Source organism: Prochlorococcus marinus str. MIT 0912, assembly GCF_027359595.1.
Classification (GTDB): domain Bacteria; phylum Cyanobacteriota; class Cyanobacteriia; order PCC-6307; family Cyanobiaceae; genus Prochlorococcus_B; species Prochlorococcus_B marinus_C.
The window spans coordinates 705,663-726,039 of sequence record NZ_CP114783.1; the positions used below are offsets into that span (position 1 = coordinate 705,663).

23 protein-coding genes are annotated in these 20,377 nt (G+C 35.5%); 10 read left to right on the top strand and 13 right to left on the bottom strand.

From position 1 onward, the window contains the following. Positions 1 to 4: 4 nt before the first annotated feature. A complete protein-coding gene (locus tag O5640_RS04370) occupies positions 5 to 406 on the bottom strand; it encodes a thiol-disulfide oxidoreductase DCC family protein (protein WP_269613440.1) in 402 nt (133 codons plus the stop codon). A 128-nt stretch (positions 407 to 534) separates the two neighbouring features. Between O5640_RS04370 and O5640_RS04375 the strand changes: the two genes are divergently transcribed. Beyond that, complete coding sequence (locus O5640_RS04375) at positions 535 to 1,176, top strand: hypothetical protein (RefSeq protein WP_269613441.1); 642 nt, start codon at positions 535 to 537, stop codon at positions 1,174 to 1,176. A gap of 78 nt (positions 1,177 to 1,254) precedes the next feature. On the opposite strand, the gene O5640_RS04380 is transcribed toward O5640_RS04375, so the two are convergent. From O5640_RS04380 to O5640_RS04390, 3 genes are all read right to left on the bottom strand, one after another. Next, positions 1,255 to 2,310 (bottom strand): chlorophyll a/b binding light-harvesting protein, encoded by a 1,056-nt coding sequence (locus O5640_RS04380; protein ID WP_269610935.1) that lies wholly within the window; start codon positions 2,308 to 2,310, stop codon positions 1,255 to 1,257. 180 nt (positions 2,311 to 2,490) lie between these two features. After that, positions 2,491 to 3,603, bottom strand: a complete 1,113-nt coding sequence (locus O5640_RS04385) for a chlorophyll a/b binding light-harvesting protein (RefSeq protein ID WP_269613442.1) — start codon at positions 3,601 to 3,603, stop codon at positions 2,491 to 2,493. A 389-nt stretch (positions 3,604 to 3,992) separates the two neighbouring features. After that, complete coding sequence (locus O5640_RS04390; RefSeq protein WP_269613443.1) at positions 3,993 to 5,039, bottom strand: chlorophyll a/b binding light-harvesting protein; 1,047 nt, start codon at positions 5,037 to 5,039, stop codon at positions 3,993 to 3,995. A 177-nt stretch (positions 5,040 to 5,216) separates the two neighbouring features. Between O5640_RS04390 and O5640_RS04395 the strand changes: the two genes are divergently transcribed. Both O5640_RS04395 and O5640_RS04400 read left to right on the top strand, forming a co-directional pair. Beyond that, complete coding sequence (locus tag O5640_RS04395) at positions 5,217 to 5,411, top strand: hypothetical protein (protein WP_269613444.1); 195 nt, start codon at positions 5,217 to 5,219, stop codon at positions 5,409 to 5,411. A 115-nt stretch (positions 5,412 to 5,526) separates the two neighbouring features. Continuing rightward, positions 5,527 to 5,733 carry a hypothetical protein gene (locus tag O5640_RS04400; RefSeq protein ID WP_269610939.1) on the top strand — a complete coding sequence of 69 codons (207 nt, stop codon included), beginning with the start codon at positions 5,527 to 5,529 and terminating at the stop codon, positions 5,731 to 5,733. A 98-nt stretch (positions 5,734 to 5,831) separates the two neighbouring features. Here O5640_RS04400 and O5640_RS04405 read toward each other — a convergent pair whose 3' ends face one another. Next, positions 5,832 to 6,920 (bottom strand): chlorophyll a/b binding light-harvesting protein, encoded by a 1,089-nt coding sequence (locus O5640_RS04405; RefSeq protein WP_269613446.1) that lies wholly within the window; start codon positions 6,918 to 6,920, stop codon positions 5,832 to 5,834. Positions 6,921 to 7,181: 261 nt separating this feature from the next. Further along, positions 7,182 to 8,246, bottom strand: coding sequence for a chlorophyll a/b binding light-harvesting protein (locus tag O5640_RS04410; protein ID WP_269613447.1), 1,065 nt, complete (start codon positions 8,244 to 8,246; stop codon positions 7,182 to 7,184). A 474-nt stretch (positions 8,247 to 8,720) separates the two neighbouring features. Between O5640_RS04410 and O5640_RS04415 the strand changes: the two genes are divergently transcribed. From O5640_RS04415 to O5640_RS04440, 6 genes are all read left to right on the top strand, one after another. Beyond that, positions 8,721 to 8,972, top strand: coding sequence for a TIGR03643 family protein (locus tag O5640_RS04415; protein ID WP_269617281.1), 252 nt, complete (start codon positions 8,721 to 8,723; stop codon positions 8,970 to 8,972). Further along, the gene (locus O5640_RS04420) at positions 8,969 to 9,127 is read left to right on the top strand and encodes a DUF2256 domain-containing protein (RefSeq protein WP_269613449.1); all 159 of its coding nucleotides are present in this window, start codon (positions 8,969 to 8,971) and stop codon (positions 9,125 to 9,127) included. The genes O5640_RS04415 and O5640_RS04420 overlap by 4 nt, the downstream gene beginning before the upstream one ends. A 75-nt stretch (positions 9,128 to 9,202) precedes the next feature. Beyond that, positions 9,203 to 10,693 carry a cryptochrome/photolyase family protein gene (locus tag O5640_RS04425; protein ID WP_269613450.1) on the top strand — a complete coding sequence of 497 codons (1,491 nt, stop codon included), beginning with the start codon at positions 9,203 to 9,205 and terminating at the stop codon, positions 10,691 to 10,693. Between the two features lie 126 nt (positions 10,694 to 10,819). Further along, the gene (locus O5640_RS04430) at positions 10,820 to 11,269 is read left to right on the top strand and encodes a peroxiredoxin (RefSeq protein WP_420063697.1); all 450 of its coding nucleotides are present in this window, start codon (positions 10,820 to 10,822) and stop codon (positions 11,267 to 11,269) included. 28 nt (positions 11,270 to 11,297) lie between these two features. Beyond that, complete coding sequence (locus O5640_RS04435; RefSeq protein WP_269613452.1) at positions 11,298 to 12,413, top strand: FAD-binding domain-containing protein; 1,116 nt, start codon at positions 11,298 to 11,300, stop codon at positions 12,411 to 12,413. Positions 12,414 to 12,514: 101 nt separating this feature from the next. Beyond that, positions 12,515 to 13,417 (top strand): oxidoreductase, encoded by a 903-nt coding sequence (locus O5640_RS04440; RefSeq protein WP_269613453.1) that lies wholly within the window; start codon positions 12,515 to 12,517, stop codon positions 13,415 to 13,417. 7 nt (positions 13,418 to 13,424) lie between these two features. Here O5640_RS04440 and O5640_RS04445 read toward each other — a convergent pair whose 3' ends face one another. The 4 genes from O5640_RS04445 to O5640_RS04460 all read right to left on the bottom strand — a co-directional run bounded on the left by O5640_RS04445 (position 13,425) and on the right by O5640_RS04460 (position 17,429). Next, positions 13,425 to 14,018, bottom strand: coding sequence for a hypothetical protein (locus O5640_RS04445; protein ID WP_269613454.1), 594 nt, complete (start codon positions 14,016 to 14,018; stop codon positions 13,425 to 13,427). Positions 14,019 to 14,173: 155 nt separating this feature from the next. Next, positions 14,174 to 15,019 (bottom strand): transglutaminase family protein, encoded by an 846-nt coding sequence (locus O5640_RS04450; RefSeq protein ID WP_269613456.1) that lies wholly within the window; start codon positions 15,017 to 15,019, stop codon positions 14,174 to 14,176. A 2-nt stretch (positions 15,020 to 15,021) separates the two neighbouring features. Then, positions 15,022 to 15,990 (bottom strand): alpha-E domain-containing protein, encoded by a 969-nt coding sequence (locus O5640_RS04455; RefSeq protein WP_269613457.1) that lies wholly within the window; start codon positions 15,988 to 15,990, stop codon positions 15,022 to 15,024. A gap of 5 nt (positions 15,991 to 15,995) precedes the next feature. After that, positions 15,996 to 17,429 carry a circularly permuted type 2 ATP-grasp protein gene (locus O5640_RS04460; protein WP_269613458.1) on the bottom strand — a complete coding sequence of 478 codons (1,434 nt, stop codon included), beginning with the start codon at positions 17,427 to 17,429 and terminating at the stop codon, positions 15,996 to 15,998. A 143-nt stretch (positions 17,430 to 17,572) separates the two neighbouring features. Here O5640_RS04460 and O5640_RS04465 point away from each other — a divergent pair, with 143 nt between their 5' ends. Next, positions 17,573 to 17,710, top strand: coding sequence for a hypothetical protein (locus O5640_RS04465; RefSeq protein WP_269606344.1), 138 nt, complete (start codon positions 17,573 to 17,575; stop codon positions 17,708 to 17,710). Between the two features lie 320 nt (positions 17,711 to 18,030). On the opposite strand, the gene O5640_RS04470 is transcribed toward O5640_RS04465, so the two are convergent. Genes O5640_RS04470 through O5640_RS04480 form a run of 3 tightly spaced genes read right to left on the bottom strand, consistent with a single transcriptional unit; the run spans position 18,031 to position 20,349 of the window. After that, complete coding sequence (locus tag O5640_RS04470) at positions 18,031 to 18,744, bottom strand: phosphoesterase (protein ID WP_152559077.1); 714 nt, start codon at positions 18,742 to 18,744, stop codon at positions 18,031 to 18,033. Next, positions 18,741 to 19,556: a metallophosphoesterase family protein gene (locus tag O5640_RS04475; protein WP_269613461.1), complete on the bottom strand. Its 816-nt coding sequence runs from the start codon at positions 19,554 to 19,556 to the stop codon at positions 18,741 to 18,743. The genes O5640_RS04470 and O5640_RS04475 overlap by 4 nt, the downstream gene beginning before the upstream one ends. A 4-nt stretch (positions 19,557 to 19,560) precedes the next feature. Next, entirely contained in the window at positions 19,561 to 20,349 is a 789-nt protein-coding gene (locus O5640_RS04480; protein WP_269613462.1) for a GTP-binding protein, read from the bottom strand. Positions 20,350 to 20,377: the final 28 nt, after the last annotated feature.

A 20,377-nucleotide genomic window follows, 5' to 3' on the forward strand; every position in this document is an offset into this window, starting at 1 on the left:
ATAACTAAGAGAGTTCACAATCCTTTTCAGCACATAATTTCTCTATAGAAGGTCGAAAAGTTAGTATTAATCTATATTTTGCCCATATCCTATAAATAAACTCAATAAATTTATCAAAAATGGGGATTTTTGTTGGGGCATAAATCCAACCTAATCCAATCAAAGTATAAGCCTCTTGAAAAACCTTAATATCCTTAATTACTGAACCATCACTTCTCAAAGCATGGATTCTCTCCATGGCTTGTTTATAGGTAATTCCATATTTAAGATGTAAATAAAAATCAGAAGTATTTATATCAATAAAACTTAGGTCCCCCTTTTGATTTCTTGATTGCAAGAAATCAACCTCTCTTTTACACAAAGGACATCCTCCATCAAAAAAAATAGTAAGCTTGGCTGTATTCATAAGAAATTTCAATGCTCATAGGAGCTTGATTTAAGAAAGAAAATCCTATCTTCGTTGTTCAATGTAAATAAAGACTTGTTAGCAACTTAAATAAGAGCGATCTTAATGATATCTAACTGATAAAAAAAATGGGTGTACTATTTATTTTCATATTAATCTCAGTAGCAGTAGTTTCCGCCTTGCTTTTCTTCAATAAAGGGGATAAGGCGCAAGAGATCAAAAGCACTCTCAAGGACATATTCGAAAATTTCAAAGAACTTTTCTCAAATTTTAAAAAGCTTTTTTCGATAGTTAATGAGCTCATTCAATCAAAATTAGATCAAGAACCAACTCAACTGAAAGATGAGTCAATAGTCTCGCAGTCTGACGTGCTCTCTGAACCCGAAGTAACTGCTGTTCCTGAGGTAACTGCTGAGCCCGAAGTAACTGCTGAACCTGAAGTAACTGCTGAGCCCGAAGTAACTGCTGAACCTGAAGTAACTGCTGAGCCCGTAGTAACTGCTGAGCCCGTAGTAACTGCTGAGCCCGTAGTAACTGCTGAGCCCGTAGTAACTGCTGAACCTGAAGTAACTGCTGAGCCCGAAGTAACTGCTGAGCCCGAAGTAACTGCTGAGCCCGAAGTAACTGCTGAGCCCGAAGTAACTGCTGAGCCCGAAGTAACTGCTGAGCCCGAAGTAACTGCTTTTCCTGAAAATATCCAGACTAGCGAAGTAGAAACTTCTGATGAAGATTCAATTGATGACGAAAATATTGATATAAAAACGGAGTAATTTTTAATTAAATATTTTTCCAATAAAAAGCCTCATCAAATTTGATGAGGCTTTTTGATTGAAATTTGATTAAATCAACTAACTCTCAGTTGTTGCTAGAGAAGCTACTGATCCAACAACACGACGGAAATCAAAGCCCATAGCTCTAAGAGCATGCCAGATATGACCTTGAATAAAGAAAAATCCAAAGTAATAGTGAACATTTGACAAGGCTGCTCTAGTTGTATGGCCTAAAAACGCAGTGCTATCTGAAACATCTCCTGTATCTACCCAATAAGGAGAAATTCCAAATTTCAAAGCTAAAGGCTCTCCGTACCAATCAATTGGATAAACAGTTGTATTTTGTGCGCACCAGAATGCAGCAACAATTGCCATCCAGCCAATTCCAGCAAGAGACCACGAGAGAACTGCTTCTGCTGATAGCAATCCTTTACCTTTAAATTCAGTGTATTCACCTAGCTGTTTTGTTGCTATGTGCCATGCACCACCACTTATTTGAACGAATGCCAAGAATGCATGGCCGCTCATTACTTCTTCAAGGCTGTCAATGGTTAGGAAGTCGAACTGGTGACCGTAAACCATTCCAAAATCACCATATCCAGGGAAGATTGTTCTGATTTCACCTATGGCTGGGTCGTAAATCCCATGCCATCTTGCCCACTCAACAAACCAAATATTAGCTACACCAAAGAAAATCAAATGATGTCCAAGAATAAATGTCAAATTATCTGGGTTGTCCCATTCAAGTTTGAATTTCTTAGTGGTTGGGATAGGACCATCTTTTAAGTCCGGATCAAATAAGAGTGAATGAGCTAATCCAGCCGTTCCGTATACAGCTGAAAAAATCAAATGAAAAATAGCAATTGTTGCTACACCAGCTCCAGTCCATACACCTGCCTCATCAAAGCCAATTCCAAGAGAAGCTAAATGAGCAAGGAATATGGAACTTTGGTGTCCCATTGGTATTTCTGGATTGTAGCGAGCAAGCTCCCATAGGGTACTTCCTCCAGCCGCAAAGCAAATTAAACCTGTGTGTCCGATATGTGACCCTATGAATCGACCTGCGCGATTGGTCACCACAGAATTGCCAACCCACCACCCGTAGGTGACGTCTGGGTTTCCGTAGGTCTGCATAATTAAGGAAATGAAGTCGAAATTTTGGCTACATTACACTTTTTGGAATTGTTTTTACCAGAATAGTTAGAGGTCTTTATGGTCTATATCAATTTTTACCAAAAAAGAGCTTTTTTTCCTAAAAAAAGACAAAAAAAATACCCCCCACAAGGGAGGTATCTTTAAAATTTTAAAATGAATTTATCTTGGTGCTCGTCCGTTAAAACCTGCACCTTCAACTCTAACAGTTGCTCCTTGACTGTTACCAATAGCATCGGCAACTTTCTTGAAGTCAAATCCCAAAGCTCTTAGAGCATGCCAAAAATGACCTTGTAAAAAGAAGAAACCGAAGTAGTAATGAACATTTACTAAAGCAGCTCGGGTTGAGTGACCAAAGAAAGCTGTTGAATCAGAAAGATCACCAGTATCCACCCAATACGGGGCTACAGAAAACTGTAATTTCAATGGCTCTCCAAACCACTCTGTTGGATATACGGTTGTATTAGTAGCAGCCCAGAAAGCAGCAACAATTGCCATCCAACCAATACCTGCAAGAGACCATGAAAGTACTGCTTCTGCTGAGAGCAATTCAGCACCTTTAAACTTACTCCATTCGCCTAATCGCTTATTTTCCCACTGAGTTGAACCTGCAACCATATGAATTGTGGCACCTGTTAATTCAGCAAAAGCAAGGAAAGCATGACCGCCCATTACATCTTCAAGGCTATCAATTTCAATAAAATCAAATTGACGATTCCAAATCATTGTTAGATCCAAGTTGTAATTAACTTGTCTAACTGCTCCTATAGCAGGATCGTAAATGCCATGTATCCTTGCCCATTCAACAAACCATATACATGCAACACCAAAGAAAAATAAATGGTGGCCAAGTATGAAAGTTTGATTATCTGGGTTTTCCCATTCAAGTTTGAATTTTCTAGCGCGAGGAACTTCGCTTTCTTCTAGATCAGCATCAAAGTAGACGGCATGCAGAAGAGCTCCTCCTCCATAAACCATTGACAAGATTAAATGAACAATAGCTATTGCAGCTACACCTACTCCTGTCCAAACACCAGCTTCGTCAAAGCCAATGCCTATAGAGGCTAAATGAGCCAAAAACAAGGAACTCTGATGTCCCATTGGGATCTCAGGGTTATAGCGGGCAAGTTCCCAAAGAGTGCTTCCACCAGCCGCAAATGCGATTAATCCTGTATGCCCAATATGGGAGGAAATAAATCGGCCTGAGCGGTTGGTGACCACAGAATTACCAGCCCACCAATCATAGGTAACATCTGGATTTCCATAGCTCTGCATAATTTTTAAGCGATACAGGCGAAATATGCGTGCAGATTACACGCTGCTGAAATGATATGTGCAAAATAGTTAGAGGTCGTTATTTAGTTTGACTATTTTTGCCCTTTTAAATAATAAAAACGATTTTTATTAAGCTGAGAAATAATCTCCAAGAAGTAGTAACAATCTTCGTAAGTCTAGTTATAGCTTAATTTAGAAACGAATAATTCTCGACTAATTTTTCAAATAAGCTAAATACACAAGATCTAACCAATATTTGACAAAAATTTTTCAACCTTGTATGAGCCAATTAATTTTTTTGAAAACCGTAAAATTAGAAGATAAAAATATGCAAAAAAAAAAGAGAGGATTAAATATCCTCTCTCTTAAAAATAGATTTTTTTAAAAAATCAATAGAGTTGAGCAGGAAGTGGTTCTTTAAGAACTTTCTTAAAGTCAAATCCCATAGCCCTCAAAGCATGCCATAGATGACCTTGGATGAAGAAGAATCCAAAGTAATAATGTACGTTTGCCAAAGCCGCTCTAGTTGTATGGCCAAAGAAAGCTGGACCTCCTGATAGATCAACACTATCAATCCAATAAGGAGCGATACCAAATTTCAAGATCAATGCTTCTCCATACCAAGCTTCAGGGTAAACAGTTGTATTTTGTGCACACCAGAAAGCTGCAACTACAGCCATCCAGCCAATGCCTGCTAGAGAGAAAGAAAGAATTGATTCTGCTGAAAGTAAACCAGCTCCTTTGAATTTGGTGTATTCACCAACTTGTTTAGTAGCGATGTGGAAAGCTCCACCTGTGATCTCAATAAATGCTAAGAATGCATGACCACCTAAGACATCTTCAAGACTATCTATAGCCAAGAAATCAAACTGATGGTTCCAAATATTTGTCAAGTTAAGGTTGTATTCGACTTGTCGAACAGCACCTATTGCAGGGTCATAAATTCCGTGGATTCTGGCCCATTCAACAAACCAAATACATGCAACACCAAAGAAAAGCAAATGGTGGCCAAGTATGAAAGTCTGATTATCTGGGTTGTCCCACTCAAGTTTGAACTTTCTAGCTTGAGGAACCTCTGAATCTTGCATATCGCCAACGAATAGCACTGAATGCAATAAACCTCCGGCTCCATAAACCATGGAAAGAACCAAATGTACGATGGCAATAGAGGCGACTCCTGCACCTGTCCAAGCACCAGCCTCATCAAAGCCGATACCAATTGAAGCTAAATGAGCAAGAAAGATCGAACTCTGATGTCCCATTGGGATCTCAGGGTTGTATCTCGCTAGTTCCCAAAGAGTACTTCCACCTGCTGCAAAGGCAATTAGCCCAGTATGAGCAATGTGAGCAGCAATGAATTTACCTGATTTGTTTGTAACCCCAGCATTTCCAGCCCACCAACCATAGGTGACATCCGGGTTTCCGTAGGTCTGCATGATTTAAGATTTTTGGCGTAATACGGTGAGCACACCTTACAGGCAGCTGAATTCAAAAACTACCAATAGTCATAAGGCGTATAAACAAGTAGTAAAGTTTTTTTTCTTCAAATTGGCTTAAACCCCAACTAAACTAGGTTTTCATGGAAATACTCAAGAAAAATTTAAATATCAAAAATGAAATCTGCTTTACAACTTGAATTACAAGACCTTCATGGACTTCCCTATATCGCAACAATAATTTGGTTTGTTCTGCTTGGAATTTCTCTTTTAGCAGTGATTTTTTATCTTTTTCAGAAAAATTCCTCATCCAAAGAAAAAGTTGATGAGATTTCTCCTTCTAAGAAGAAATCTCGAGCAAAAGGGTTTTAAATGACTAAGAAAATTTTGTTTTTCAATGTTAGTTCTCAAATTAATGTAATATCTTCAAACACGGGTTTGGCATAGTGGCCACCTGGGTTAACTATAAAAACAATTTTCTTACTCAATGATTGATTTTTCTCACCTTCTTGATTTTGCCACTCAGCTTCCACACCCATCAGATATTGGTTTAATCAAACCATCCGGTGGATTTAATATCGCCGCAGCTCTTTGTGGACTTGGAGCAGTTTTTGGAGCTTCTCAATTCTTCTACTATTCTGATGATTCAAAAAGGATCGATCCTTGGGCTAAGCCTGAAAACTACAAAAACTAAAGAAAGTAAAGAAAGTTAAAAGTTTTTTAATTTTTCACAAAAAAAAAGAGTCTCGTCAAATGACGAGACTCTTTTTTAATGCTGAAAGAATCAGATAATCAATCAGAGAGAGTAACTCTTGCCCCATCAAGATTACTAATTGCATCAGTAACTTTTTTAAAATCAAAGCCTAAAGCACGTATTGCATGCCATAGATGTCCCTGAATAAAGAAGAAACCAAGATAGTAATGAACATTCGCAAGCCAAGCTCTTGAAGTATGTCCACTAACTACACCAGTCATATCAGCAGTATCAATCCAATATGGAGAGATTCCAAACTTAAGAGCTAATGTTTCTCCGTACCAAGCCTCTGGGTAAACAGTTGTATTGGTTGCACACCAGAAAGCGGCAATAATTGCCATCCAACCAATACCAGCAAGAGACCATGAAAGAACTGCTTCAGCAGAAAGAATATTCTTTCCTTTGAATTCTGTGTATTCTCCTACCTGCTTCGTAGCGATATGGAAAGCACCACCTGTAATTTCAACAAATGCTAAGAATGCATGACCACCCATAACATCCTCAAGACTATCAATAGCCAAGAAATCAAACTGATGGTTCCAAATGTTGGTCAAGTTTAAGTTGTACTCGACTTGTCGAACAGCTCCTATTGCAGGATCGTAAATCCCATGAATTCGAGCCCACTCAACAAACCAAATACATGCAACACCAAAGAAAATTAAATGGTGACCAAGAATAAAAGTCTGATTATCTGGATTATCCCATTCAAGCTTGTATCTTGCTGCCTGACGATGTTCAGGACGATCATCAGCAAACAAACCTGAACTATTTTGGGTATCTTCGCTAAAAATCAAAGAGTGCAATAGACCTGCACCCGCATAAACCATTGAACAAATCAGATGGAATACGCCGATAAAAGCAATTGATGTTCCGTCGAATACTGTTCCAGTTGGATCAAATCCAATACCAATAGAAGCAAGATGTGGGATGCTCACCATTCCTTGATGTCCCATTGGAATATCTGGGTTGTATCTAGCTAGCTCCCAAAGTGTGTTAGCACCAGCTGCGAAACAAATCAATCCTGTATGAGCAACATGCGAGCCAATAAATCGGCTTGACTTATTTGTTACGACAGAATTACCAACCCACCACCCGTAGGTGACGTCTGGGTTTCCGTAGGACTGCATAATTGAGGAAATTGAAGTCGAAATTCGACCTACCTTACATTTAGTGCAATAAATTTGCTTGAAATCGTAAAAGGTCTTTATTTATTGCCACAGCTAATCAATAGAAGAGCTGCGATTATTGATTTATTTTCCTTACTAAAGAAGCTCGCAAATCAAATTTTAAAAATCCTCGTGCAAGATCAGACTATTTTTTAATGCATAAAAAAAAGCCCCATAAAAGATTTATGGGGCTTTTTGGAGTCTCAAAAGAGTTAAATTTAGTTAGTCATTTAGAGTGATTTGCGCTCTATCCAAACCGGCTACAGCATTTGTAACTCTCCTAAAGTCAAAGCCTAATGCACGGATTGCATGCCATAAATGACCTTGTAGGAAGAAGAACCCAAAATAATAATGGACATTTGTCAATGCAGCTCGTGTGGTGTGACCTGCAAATGCAGTGCTATCACTCACATCAACAGTATCGATCCAATAAGGAGAAATACCAAACTTCAGAGCCAAGGGCTCTCCATACCAAGCCTCGGGATAAACAGTTGTGTTTGTTGCGCACCAAAAAGCTGCAACAATTGCCATCCAACCAATACCCGCCAATGAGAAAGATAAAACAGCCTCGGCAGAGAGGATACTCTTGCCTTTGAATTCTGTGTATTCGCCTACCTGCTTCGTAGCGATATGGAAAGCACCACCTGTAATTTCAACAAATGCTAAGAATGCATGTCCACCAAGGACGTCTTCGAGATTATCAATAGCCAAGAAATCAAATTGATGATTCCAAATATTGGTTAGATTTAGGTTGTACTCGACCTGTCGAACAGCTCCTATTGCAGGATCGTAAATTCCATGAACTCTGGCCCATTCAACGAATGCAATACAAGCAACCCCAAAGAAAATCAAATGGTGTCCCAAAATAAATGTCAAATTATCGGGATTGTCCCATTCAAGCTTGAATTTTTGAGTAGTAGGTCCTGGGCCATCAGCTAAATCGCCATCAAAGAGAAGAGAATGAGAAAGAGCTCCTCCTGCATAAACAAGCGAAGCAATAATATGGACAATTGCTACTGAAGCAACATTCGCTCCAGTCCAAACACCTGCATCGTCAAATCCAATTCCAATCGATGCAAGATGAGCAAGAAAGATAGAACTTTGATGCCCCATGGCTATTGAAGGATCAAACCTAGCCAACTCCCAAAGAGTGCTGGCTCCCGCTGCAAATGAGATTAGGCCCGTATGACCTGCATGAGCTGCAATAAATTTTCCAGCGCGGTTAGTAACCCTTGAATTACCAGCCCACCACCCATAAGTGACATCTGGATTTCCATAGGTCTGCATATAAAAACAGGGGGGAATATATATTTTACAGACTACAAGTTAGTCGACTTTTTAACTATCTAAAACCCAAAGAAACGGGCAATGATTAATAATCTAATATCATTTTATACTCGTACATAAGTAAAACTTAACAATGAAAATGGTAACAATCTATACAATTAAAATCTGTAAGATAAGCTCACTGTTTTAAAACGAGACAACAGATAAGATATGCTTAACTATAAACAAAGTTTTTTTGATTACTGGGAAAGCGCAAGCACTCTCCCAGTGTTGACAGGGAAACGAACTTCGACTTCAATTCCTATCAACATGAACTGTCATAACAAAAATCAATCCTTAGTGCGAGAACAAATAATTCATTTCAAACATCCAAAACAAATTGATTAAAAGGGATTTTATAAATTCAACAAAAACATTAGAGATATGCGTACACATGGATTAAAAATATTCCTTGTAGGATTTTCTTAATTGTTATTGAAAATCATAACTAAACATTTTGATATAGCCGAAGTTGATCGCATCATTGAAATGGCATGGGAGGATAGGACCCCTTTTGAAGCGATCGATTTTCAATTCAACCTAAAGGAGAAAGAAGTTATTCAGTTAATGCGATCGAATTTAAAAATATCTTCTTTCAAAATATGGAGAAAAAGAGTTAGCGGAAGAAAATCAAAGCATGGCTTTCCTAAACAAAAGACCAGGTTCAAGTCAGCGAACCAAAAGTGAAAATTAAATTGTCAAAAAAATGTCCAACTTGTCTAAGAGATTTTCAATGGAGAAAAAAATGGACTAAAAACTGGGAAAATGTCATTTATTGCTCAGAAAGATGTAGAAGAAGAAGAAGAAATCAAAAAATCATAATGAATAATTCTCCCACTTAACAAAGATTCCAGTTATTTTAATTATCTAACTTCTTAAATATTCTAAAAGAAGTAACAAATTCATTATCAAAAAAAGTGAGAAAAATATTCTTGATTTTTCCAAACCAATTATTCAAATTAGAAAATCAATTTTCTGATATTAAAAATATTGCTTTAATCCAAGATAACTTATTTTTCGGTAGCGATTCTCAATGGAAACAAAAATTTCATTGTCAAAAAATCATTTTCCATAAAGCAACTATGGATTATTACGAAGAAGAGCTTAAAAGAAAAGGTCATAGTGTAATTTATATAAAACATAGATGGGAAAATAGAACAGAAGATTACCTTAATGATTTACTAAAAAAAGGTTTTAATCATTTCATTACTTATGAACCTTTTGATTGGTCACTAGAAAAAAGAGTTAAAGATTTCTCTTTAAAAAATAATGTAAAGCTAGAGATTATAACAAGTGAAATGTTTTTAACATGCAAAAGTATATCTGAGGAAATAATTAATCAAAAGAAAATTTATGGTATGCAGAAATTCTATAGAAATCAAAGAAAAAATCTAGATATTCTTATTGAAAAAAATGGTTCTCCAACCGGAGGAGATTGGAGTTATGACAAACTAAATAGAAAAAAATTACCAAGTTCAATCAAAGTCCCAAAAATACCAAATTTAAAAACAAACAAATTTGTAGCTAAAGCTAACAAAGATGTTTCTATTAACTATGGGGAATATTATGGAAACCATGAAAATTTTAATTATCCCATAACTCACAAAGATGCAGAAGAATGGTTGGATAATTTTTTAATTGAAAGATTTAATTTATTTGGAGATTACGAAGATGCAATACATTCAAATCATAGAACACTTTGGCATAGTATTCTTTCTCCCTTAATTAATTCTGGATTACTTACTCCAAGACAAATAATAGATAAATCTTGGGACTTTTACCAATCCAATAATATTGGGATTAATTCTTATGAAGGATTTGTTAGACAAATTATTGGCTGGCGTGAATTTATCTTATTAATTTATAAACGAAATAGTTTAGAGCTCAGAAATGGGAATTTCTGGAATTTCGAAGATAAGCCAATACCATCTAGTTTTTACACTGGTCAAACAGGAATAAGGCCTTTAGATGACTCAATACAAAATATTTTAGAAACCGGATATACACACCATATAGAAAGACTAATGATAATTGGAAATTTAATGCTTTTATGCAGATTCCATCCAAATCAAGTCTACAAGTGGTTTATGGAATTATTTATAGATTCATATGATTGGGTTATGGTTCCAAATGTTTATGGAATGAGTCAATTTTCAAATGGAGGACTATTTACAACTAAACCATATATTTCTGGTTCTAATTATATTCGAAAAATGTCTAACTATAAATCTGAAGATTGGTGCTTGACTTGGGACAGTCTTTTTTGGACATTTATAGATGACTATAAAAATAAGTTCAAAGACCAATATCGATTATCTATGATTTTAAGAACTCTAGAAAAAATGGATCCTAATAAGAAAATGAATCACAGAAAAAATGCTAATGATTTCTTATCTAAACTAACATAATAATTTCAACTAACATGTTAAGAGTTGGTCAATTTCAATTATATTTGTCTAGGTGATGTTTTTACGCCAAAGGAAAGCTCTCGAAAAAAAAAGAATTAACTATAATTTGATTTTGGTTTTTACATAGTGAAGCTGAAAATTGGTGATCAGATTCCATCTTTTTCCTTAAAAGATCAAAATGGAAACATAAGAACATCTAATAAAGTGAGTAAGTCCCTAGTTTTGTTTTTTTACCCAAAAGACGATACTCCTGGTTGCACTATAGAAGCTTGTGGTTTCCGAGATAAATATGATCTTTTCAAAATTCTAGGGGCTGAGGTATGGGGAATAAGCAATGGTAGTAGTCAAAGTCATCTTGGATTTGCAAATAAAAATAAGCTTCAGTATCCATTACTTTGCGACCAAAATAATATTCTTAGAAAAAAATTTGGTGTACCCAAGAAGTTAGGATTAATTGAAGGAAGAGTAACATATATAATCAACTCCGATGGAATAATCATTCATATTTTTGAGGATCTTTTAAATGGTCCAGCTCATATAAAAGAGGCCATAAAAGCATTAAAGAAACTCCAATAATAAGCTAATAATCAATATTAATACTCAGATGAATATTTTTAAAGAAGCCAATTATTTATTAGATAATTTTATTATCAATCACCTTGGTTCATATCATCAGCAAAGGAATTATGATTACGGAGTAGAAAATAGAACTAATGTTTCTCAGATTTCTAAATATACATCTCATAGAATACTTTACGAATACGATATCATTGAAAAATTAAAAAAGTTTGACAAGAAAAAAAAGTATACTGATGAAATTCTCTGGAGAAGTTATTGGAAGGGTTACCTTGAAAATTACAAATCAATATGGGTTGAGTATATAAATTTTAAAGAGAGCTCATGTAATTCAAACTTAATTAGTTCTGCGGTAAATGGTAAGACAGGTTTAGATTGCTTTGACACATGGATAGAGGAACTTAGAGAAAATAACTATTTACATAATCACTCAAGGATGTGGTTTGCGAGTATCTGGATTTTCACTTTAGGGCTTCCATGGCAACTAGGGGCAAGGCTTTTTCTGAAACATCTATTTGACGGGGATGCTGCATCAAACACCCTTAGCTGGAGATGGGTAGCTGGTATGCATACAAATAAGAAGCCCTACTTAGCATCTATAGAAAACATCAATAAGTACACAGTTAATCGATTCAGAAAAAATCCAATTAGCTTATCGAATAAAATAAATATAATAAAAAATAATCAACATCATTCTAATAAACTTCCTATTCAAAGAAATTTCCCTAATAGTAATATCCTTCTAATGTTCGACAACGATATGAATATTATGAACAGATCTAAGTTATTTAATTCATACTCAAAAGTTTATATATTGAGTAATGGAATTATAAATAATGGATTTGAACTAAGTGAGAAAGTACATCAATTCAAATTAGACATAATAAAAAATATAAATAACTTAATCCCAAACTCAGAAATATTAAAATCAAACTATATGGCAAGCTCTTTGCGCGGTTATAGGTGTATTGATGTTATTTACCCAGGAGTTGGACATAATCTAGATTTGATAAATAATCATGCCAACCAAAATAAAATAATTATTAATTATATATATAGAGAAGAAGATCTTAAATATTGGAATTATGCAAGTTCAGGATTTTACAAATTTAAGACATCATTTTATAGGCATAATAAGAAATAACTTCTTATTATGTTATATTAAATCAATAAAAACAAAATAAGCCTCATTTACCACAATTAAATAAAATGGTAATTATAGTATAATGTAAATATTTAAAGACTATGGTTAGATTAAGTGAAATCAAAAGGCAAGACGAAAAAGTATTCATAATCACTGGCGCAAATAGCGGTCTTGGTTATGAAACTTCAAGATTCCTTCTAGAAAGGGGTGCAACAGTAATCATGTGTTGCAGAGACTTAAATAAAGGAGAGAAATCAAAACAAGCACTTTTAAAATATAATTTCTCAGGAAAGATTGAACTAGTTGAATTAGATTTATCCGATTTAAAAAACGTTAAGAAATTTGCCGAATATATCAACAATAAATTTGATTATTTAGATGTGCTAATCAATAATGCTGGAATAATGGCTCCACCTAAGACTGTGAGTAAGCAAGGTTTAGAAATACAGTTTGCGGTTAATCATCTTGCTCATATGAGTTTAACGTTGGAATTACTACCCATGCTTGAAAAAAATAATAATTCTAGGGTAGTCACGGTAACCTCGGGAGTTCAATATTTTGGAAAAATTCAATGGGACGATCTTCAAGGGAATCTTAAATACGATCGTTGGGCTTCATATGCACAGAGCAAGCTTGCAAACGTAATGTTTGGATTGGAGCTCAATTCAAAACTTAAAAAAAGAAATTCACAAACATCTTCACTACTTGCTCATCCAGGATTTGCACGAACAAATTTACAACCAAAGTCGGTTGAGGCTAATAAATCATGGCAAGAAGGACTTGCTTATAAGTTGATGGATCCAATGTTTCAAAGCGCGAAAATGGGTGCATTGCCTCAAATATCAGCCGCTACATTACCTACTGCTAAAGGAGGAGAACAATATGGGCCTAGATTTAACTTCAGAGGTTTTCCAAAAATATGTAGAAATGCACCAAAAGCATTAAATCAGACTTCAAGAAAAAGATTGTGGGAGACAAGCGAAATGCTTATAAAAGCTGTTTGATATCCTCTCAAAGATAAGAAATTAATTCTTCCCCTCTATCACATATTTCTTGTTGTGAAGGGCATGCTGTTATTCCAGTCCAATTGATTAAGCCTTTTCTTATTGAGCAATTACATTTATCATCACCAGTTAATTCATTAAGTTCTTTACCGGTCCAAGGAGATGGTTTATCGCTAATCATTATTTCTTTCAATCGATCAGAAAACGACTGGTTTAGATTTTCATAAACTTGTACTGATTTAAGAAAATCATCAAATGCCTCGGATTTATTGTCAAAATTTCTTTTTTCTAATTCTTTATCAAAAACACCTCTCATAAAATTTGTACAATTAATGGCTTCTGAATTAGTAAATGGTTTTAACTTTTGACTTAAGTATTCCCGATTCCTAACTATTGATTCTAGAGACAATACCCTTTTTTCTAAATCCCTAATCTTATCAACTGAAGACGAATTTGTATTTTGGGAACCATTATCATTTAGGGAATTAGTAACTAACTCAGTAACATGTTCAGTTAGACTTTTGCCTGACATCATTGCTTGACGCTTAACTCTAATCAATAAGTCTTTTGAAATTTTTATATTAAACTGACTTTTAGTCATTTTCCCTCAGACATGACTGGGCTAACTATAATCATTTCTTTACTAATAACAATAAATTTAAGAGAAAAGGATCCTTTTCGAACAAGGAACAAAGTAACTATTTAATCTATTTTTACTAGTAAAAATAGATTAAATAGTTACTTTAGTTTTATAAATTAAGTAATTTCGATATTCCAATTTAGTTCACTTTTTAATTTAGAAGGTCCAACAAAAGTCCCTCTCACTGGTGCTACTAGTTCAGACATTGAAGAAGAAGCCAAAGCAACATAATTTTGATTAATAAGTCCGCAACCACTTGGGTCAAAACCTCTCCATCCCAAACCAGGTATAAAAACCTCTGTCCATGCATGAAGTTCATATTTATTAGGAGGTTGATCCATAAATTGATATCCACTAACGAAACGGCTTGGTATGCCTACGCATCTACAAGTTTCCATTAACAATATTGCTAAATCTCTACAAGAACCAACCCTCTCGCTCAGAGTCCTTCCAGAAGTCCATGCTGGTCCAAGATGCCTGGGAGTATACTTAACTCTATCTTTAATTAATTCAATTAATTGATATAAAAAATCCAATACATTATTATTTATTCCTGCCAAAGCTTCTTGGGCAATTTTAATAGCGGCAGGATCATGCTGACCATTAGGGAACCATCCTTTAATAAATCCAATCAATGTATTATTGGATTCAATCTTCAAAGGTAAACTTAAGTCATAGTTATTTTCCAACTGAAATAAGTCTGGGTGAACCTTTGTTTCTATTTCACTTTTAGATTTTATTGTAAGAGAATTTGTAGACCCAGAAAAAACCACTTTAAAAATATCATCTCCATTTTCTGAGAGCATAGGGAAAATAGAATGTGAAGATGGGAAGATTTCAAGCTCGTAATTACATAATTTCTGAAACCCATTAGATCTTGGTTTAAGACAAATTAAATGCTCATCAAGTGATACAGGAATTTCATACGTATAAACCAATGTATGGGTTATTTTCTTTTTCATTCTTATAAAGATTCAATATCAAATCTTTTATCATTTGTAAAATAAATTCCATGTATAAGATCATGCAACTTATTTAAATCAATTTGAAGACTATCAATAGCCTCATGCAAACCATCTTTAATCAAGTGATCTATTCTTACAAAGCTCCATTTTGAAAGTAACAAGCCGATTAAACATTCAAGATCATTTGGCTTTTGAGAAATAGGCGAATTTTGAATCTTTCCCAAAGATTCTTTAATACCTTCAAGGCAAAATCTAACTGATCTTGGAAAAATAGGGTCCAACAACAAAAAACTAGCTATTGCATTTGGCGTTATTGATCCTTGCTGAGAAATCCTAAACATCTGATAAGCTCCCGCTGATCGTAATAAGGAAATCCACTGAAGCTCATCCAAGGCGCCTCCAAGTTCTTTTAGATTTGGTAAAAGTAAAAAATATTTTACATCTAATATTCTAGAAGTTTTATCAGCTCTCTCAATTAACCTTCCTAATTTACTAAAATCCCATGCAATATCATGACTAAAAGTAGCATCAGTAACTCCATAAAATAGTTGACAACCTCTTCTAATTTCAAATAATTGTTCTTGAGCAGGTTGATGCCAAATAACCTCCCCTTCTTGAATACTCCAATATAAACTATTAATTTGTTCCCACATCTCAGAAGTAATAACATCTCTTATTTGACGAGCATTTTCTCTTGCCATACAAACACAACTGAAAATACTATTAGGATTCTCTCTGTCTTTAATAAGAAAATTAGTTACATCGCTAGGAGTTTTATTTAGATAACTTTCATCAAACTTATTTCTATCTCCACTTGCGTCGACAAGAGGTAGCCAAGGTTCAGCACTTCCAGGAGGACAATCTAGCGCCATTGACTCACTTACCTCAACAAATCTAGAAATATTCTCTGCACGTTCGAGATATCTGTTAATCCAATAAAGTGATTCAGCGACTCTACTAAGTAACATTTTAATTATTTACTCACAACCCAAGTGTCCTTACAGCCACCTCCTTGAGATGAATTAACAATTAAAGAATCTCTTTTCAAGGCTACTCTTGTTAATCCTCCAGGGCTTACCCAAGTATTCTTGCCTCTGAGGACATAGGGTCTTAAGTCAACATGGCAGGGGTAAACTACGCCTTCACTAAGTGATGGAACTGTAGATAAATCTAATGTTGGCTGAGCTATATAATTTCTTGGATTAGCTTTTATTTTTGCTGAAAATTTATCTATATCTATTTGAGAGGAGTGTGGGCCAATTAACATTCCATATCCGCCCGCTTCAGATACACTTTTTACAACTAATTTTTCAAGGTTTTCTAATACAAAGTTCAGATCATTTCTTCTTGCACAAACATATGTTTTAACATTATTAATTCTTGGTTCCTCTTTTAAATAATACCTAATCATTTCAGGAACGAAAGTATAAATTAATTTATCATCTGCCAGCCCTGTCCCAGGAGCATTTGCAATAGCGACTCTACCTTTTCTCAAAACCTCAATAAGACCTGGAACACCTAGCATTGAATCTTTTCTAAAGAACTTAGGATCTAAGTAATCATCATCTATTCGACGATAAATTACATCAACTTTTTTAATGCCAGAAGTAGTTTTCAAATAAACATTTTGGTTCTGACAAACTAAATCATTTCCTTCTACTAATTGAACCCCCATTTGTTGAGCTAAGTAACTGTGCTCAAAATATGCACTATTAAAAACTCCAGGAGTTAGCAGAACAACTTTTGGGGTATCCGTCCACACTGCTAATTCCTGAAGTGATTTCAGTAAATATGAAGGATAATCATCAATAGGCCTAACAACTCTTCCATTAAAAAGGCTTGGAAAAATCCTTTTCATAACTAATCTATTTTCTAAGAAATAAGCAACACCTGAAGGGCAGCGAAGATTATCCTCTAAAACCAACCACTCCCCTTTGCCATCTCTAATAAGATCAAGACCAGAGACATGGCACCATTTCCCTAGTGGAAGAACAAAGCCCTTCATCTCAGGTCGCCATCCATCAGAACTCTCAATGAGATCTCTTGGAATAATCCCATCTTTAATTATCTGCTGTTTTCCATATACGTCTGCTAAAAATAAATCTATTGCTTCGAGTCTTTGTATTAGTCCTATCTCTAAATCTAACCATTCTGAAGCACCAATAACTCTAGGAAGAGGGTCAAAAGGCAGAATCCTTTCAGAACCTTTGTTACCAGAATCATTTAGACGGAAAGTTGCTCCATGGCGAAGAAGAAGTTTTCTTGCGACTTCATGACTTATGTTCAACTGATCTAACCCCATCTCTCCTAAAGAGGAAAGTAATGGCTCTAGAGATGATCTAGGTAAAAAATCGTCAGAAGAAAAGTACTCGTCATATCCTTTTTTGGGCTGATAATTTTTAAACATATCAACTCCAAATAACTTTATAGAATATGAATCAAGTTATTAATTAGCCTGGTATCTAAAAATACAAGTACTTAATATTTGTTGCCCGCCGAACAAAGACCAGCTAAAAAAAGTATCAACTACTACAATCCTGGCTTCGACCCATGATCAATGAAAACCTTGTAGAAATCCTCCTCGCTGCAATTCTTGTCTCAAATACCTATGACAAGGATCAGTCTGTAATTAAATGGGGTGGAATTGTAATAGCCGTTGCTGGTGTAGCTTCAGCTTTATTTGGTTAAGAATCAAAATCCATCGATTTTTGCATAATTCAAATAAATCAAAATTCTTAATCTAAGCTGCAAATATTTTGCAGCTTTTTTATGCATTCAATTAATAAAAATTTGAAAATTTTTTCTAACTAAATATCCAAGAATATTTAGTAACAATTGTGCCTTAGACGTTGAATAAAAACTCCATTACGTCAAACATACCAGTTGGTTACAGTCAAAAAATAGGGTTAGACATAAACGCTAAAAAGTTAGACAACCAGACGAGCCATCTTTAGATTCCAATAAGTCTTTGAACTGAACTATCCTTAAAATTCTTTCGGAAAGAATGGTTACGCGAACCCTCGCCCTCTGGATTTAGTGACATCACCCACCGTTAAGAAGTGAGTCTGATCACTGCCAACGTCATAAAGGGTGTAATTAGCCCCTGCTCCAATTCCTATCACTGCACGTTTAGGAAGAGTATGTTCCTGGTTTCGTTTTCCATTTAAATCTTTTACTTTTGAGTCAACTACAGCATCAGTCAACTCAAGATGAAATTGCTGTTTACTTCTAGCTGTGAATAATCTATTCACATTAAGGCGAGTAATTCGATCAAGAAGAGTAAGTGGAGGTGTTTGCATTGTCAGAATGTCTCCTACATCTTTTGAACTTCCATGAATCAAACCACAATCAAGTTCTACAAATCCAAATTGTAGTGATGATATCCATCCCAAATAATATGGATCTACAGCATTCATAAGAGCATTGACAGCATCGTCTCCTTTATTGAGTCGTAAAGCATCTGCCTTTCTCTCCCCACGGTAACCTGATTCTGCCAATAATTGTTCCTCCCACCAGCCATAGATACAGTGAGGTTTCAAATCACCACGATGAGGATTTACTAATCTATTTAAAAGTGCATCACAATTCTTATCTGGTCCTACAACGTCTCCTAAAACAAAAAGAGTTATATCTCCGCGAGTATTTTTTAAATCTTTTTGAATCAATTCATAGGTCTCAAGATCACCCATAAGACCACTTAAAAGTGCCCAACGTTCAATCATCGTTCGCACACGTGGCTAGCATCTTCAGCCAGTTCAGCAAATTCAAAACCGTTGCTCAAACGCCATGCAAACACATGGGGTAGACCAGCCTCAATAATTGCCTCACATGTTCGATCAATGTCGTAAGCAACTTCTCTAATCTCAACATTATTCTTTATATCGTCATGAATAACATAGGTAGCATTTACTCCTCCATGACGAGGTTCTCCGACAGATCCAGCATTTACAATTCTTCTAATAGGTAAAGTCATTTTTTTATCTTCTCTTTCACGATCGGAAGCATTTTTAATATGTACGCGAATTGATCCATTCCCTAATTCACGTACATATGGGAGATGAGTATGACCGCAAAACAAAGTATCGGCTCCACTCATCTCAACTCGTTCTAATGCTGCGAATGCATCCATTTCTGGAAGCAGATACTCATGCTGACTGTTGGGACTTCCATGTACGAATAATGATCTACCTCTTCTAATCGAGGTTGGGAGACTAGCTAGAAATTCTTTGTTTTCATCAGTCAACTTCTCCGTTGTCCATTGATGAGCTATATGACCTCGCCTTTCTGCAAGCTGAGATGGATAGCTGCAATCACAAGCATCAAGACCATCAATTATGTCTTCATCCCAGCAACCCTGACAGGTTTCTATCTTCCTATCTCTAATAAGATCAACAACTTCATTTGGCTGAGGACCATAGCCAACAAGATCGCCAAGACATGTAATCGTCTCAATTCCTTGCCGATCAATATCACCTAGCACAGCTTCTACTGCTGAGAGATTGGCATGTAAACAAGAAATTACTGCGTGTTTCATATCGTCAAGTTGAATAACTAGGCTGCATTTGTGTATCTCTAAGAGGGGCTTGATGAAGCTCCAAAACTGAATCATTCAAGAGACAAAGCTGAATAGTTGATTCAATTTGTACGGAGTCAAGATTTTTCCCTTGAACAACAAGTTCAGATATTCTTGTAGGTCTACCACTAGGAGGTGAGACAGTATTAAGAGGTAAAAATTGCGAACCTTTTTGGCTAACAATCCAGTTAAAAAACATAGATCTACCATCGGGGATATTCATCAAGGCTTTAGCTCTATAAACATCTCCATAAGCACCATTAACCAGCTCGAACCAAAAGGTATTCAGACTAGGTGGATCCCAAACATTCCGATGAAGCTTGAACCTGCATGATTCAATTTGATTAAAATTCAATGTGTCATTAATGGGTAATTCCCTATCAAGTCCAAAATGAAGATATTTATCTGGTTCGAGATTTAAAGTTGCAAGTTGTTTGATTACGCGCGGGTCAATTCCAGCCAAACCAAGCTCTTTAGGAATTCGAAACTGAGGAAGCTCAATAAATATAAAAGAATCATCTTGATGCGAAATAGAGTCTGAACTGGACCTTGATAAATCTATTAATTGAGGAATTTGATCTTTAAGAAAGGCATAGTCAATATCTGTAGAAGCTACTTGCTGTAGATCAATATCTCCGTAACCAGATAGACGTAAAAAACCACAACGACCTTTGTGTGACTTGAGATTATTAAGAATCCAATTCGTTTTGCCACAGCCTGGCGGTCCTGAAATCAGCCACGAATTGCTGCCCATACAGCACATAAATCAATGTATAAGAATA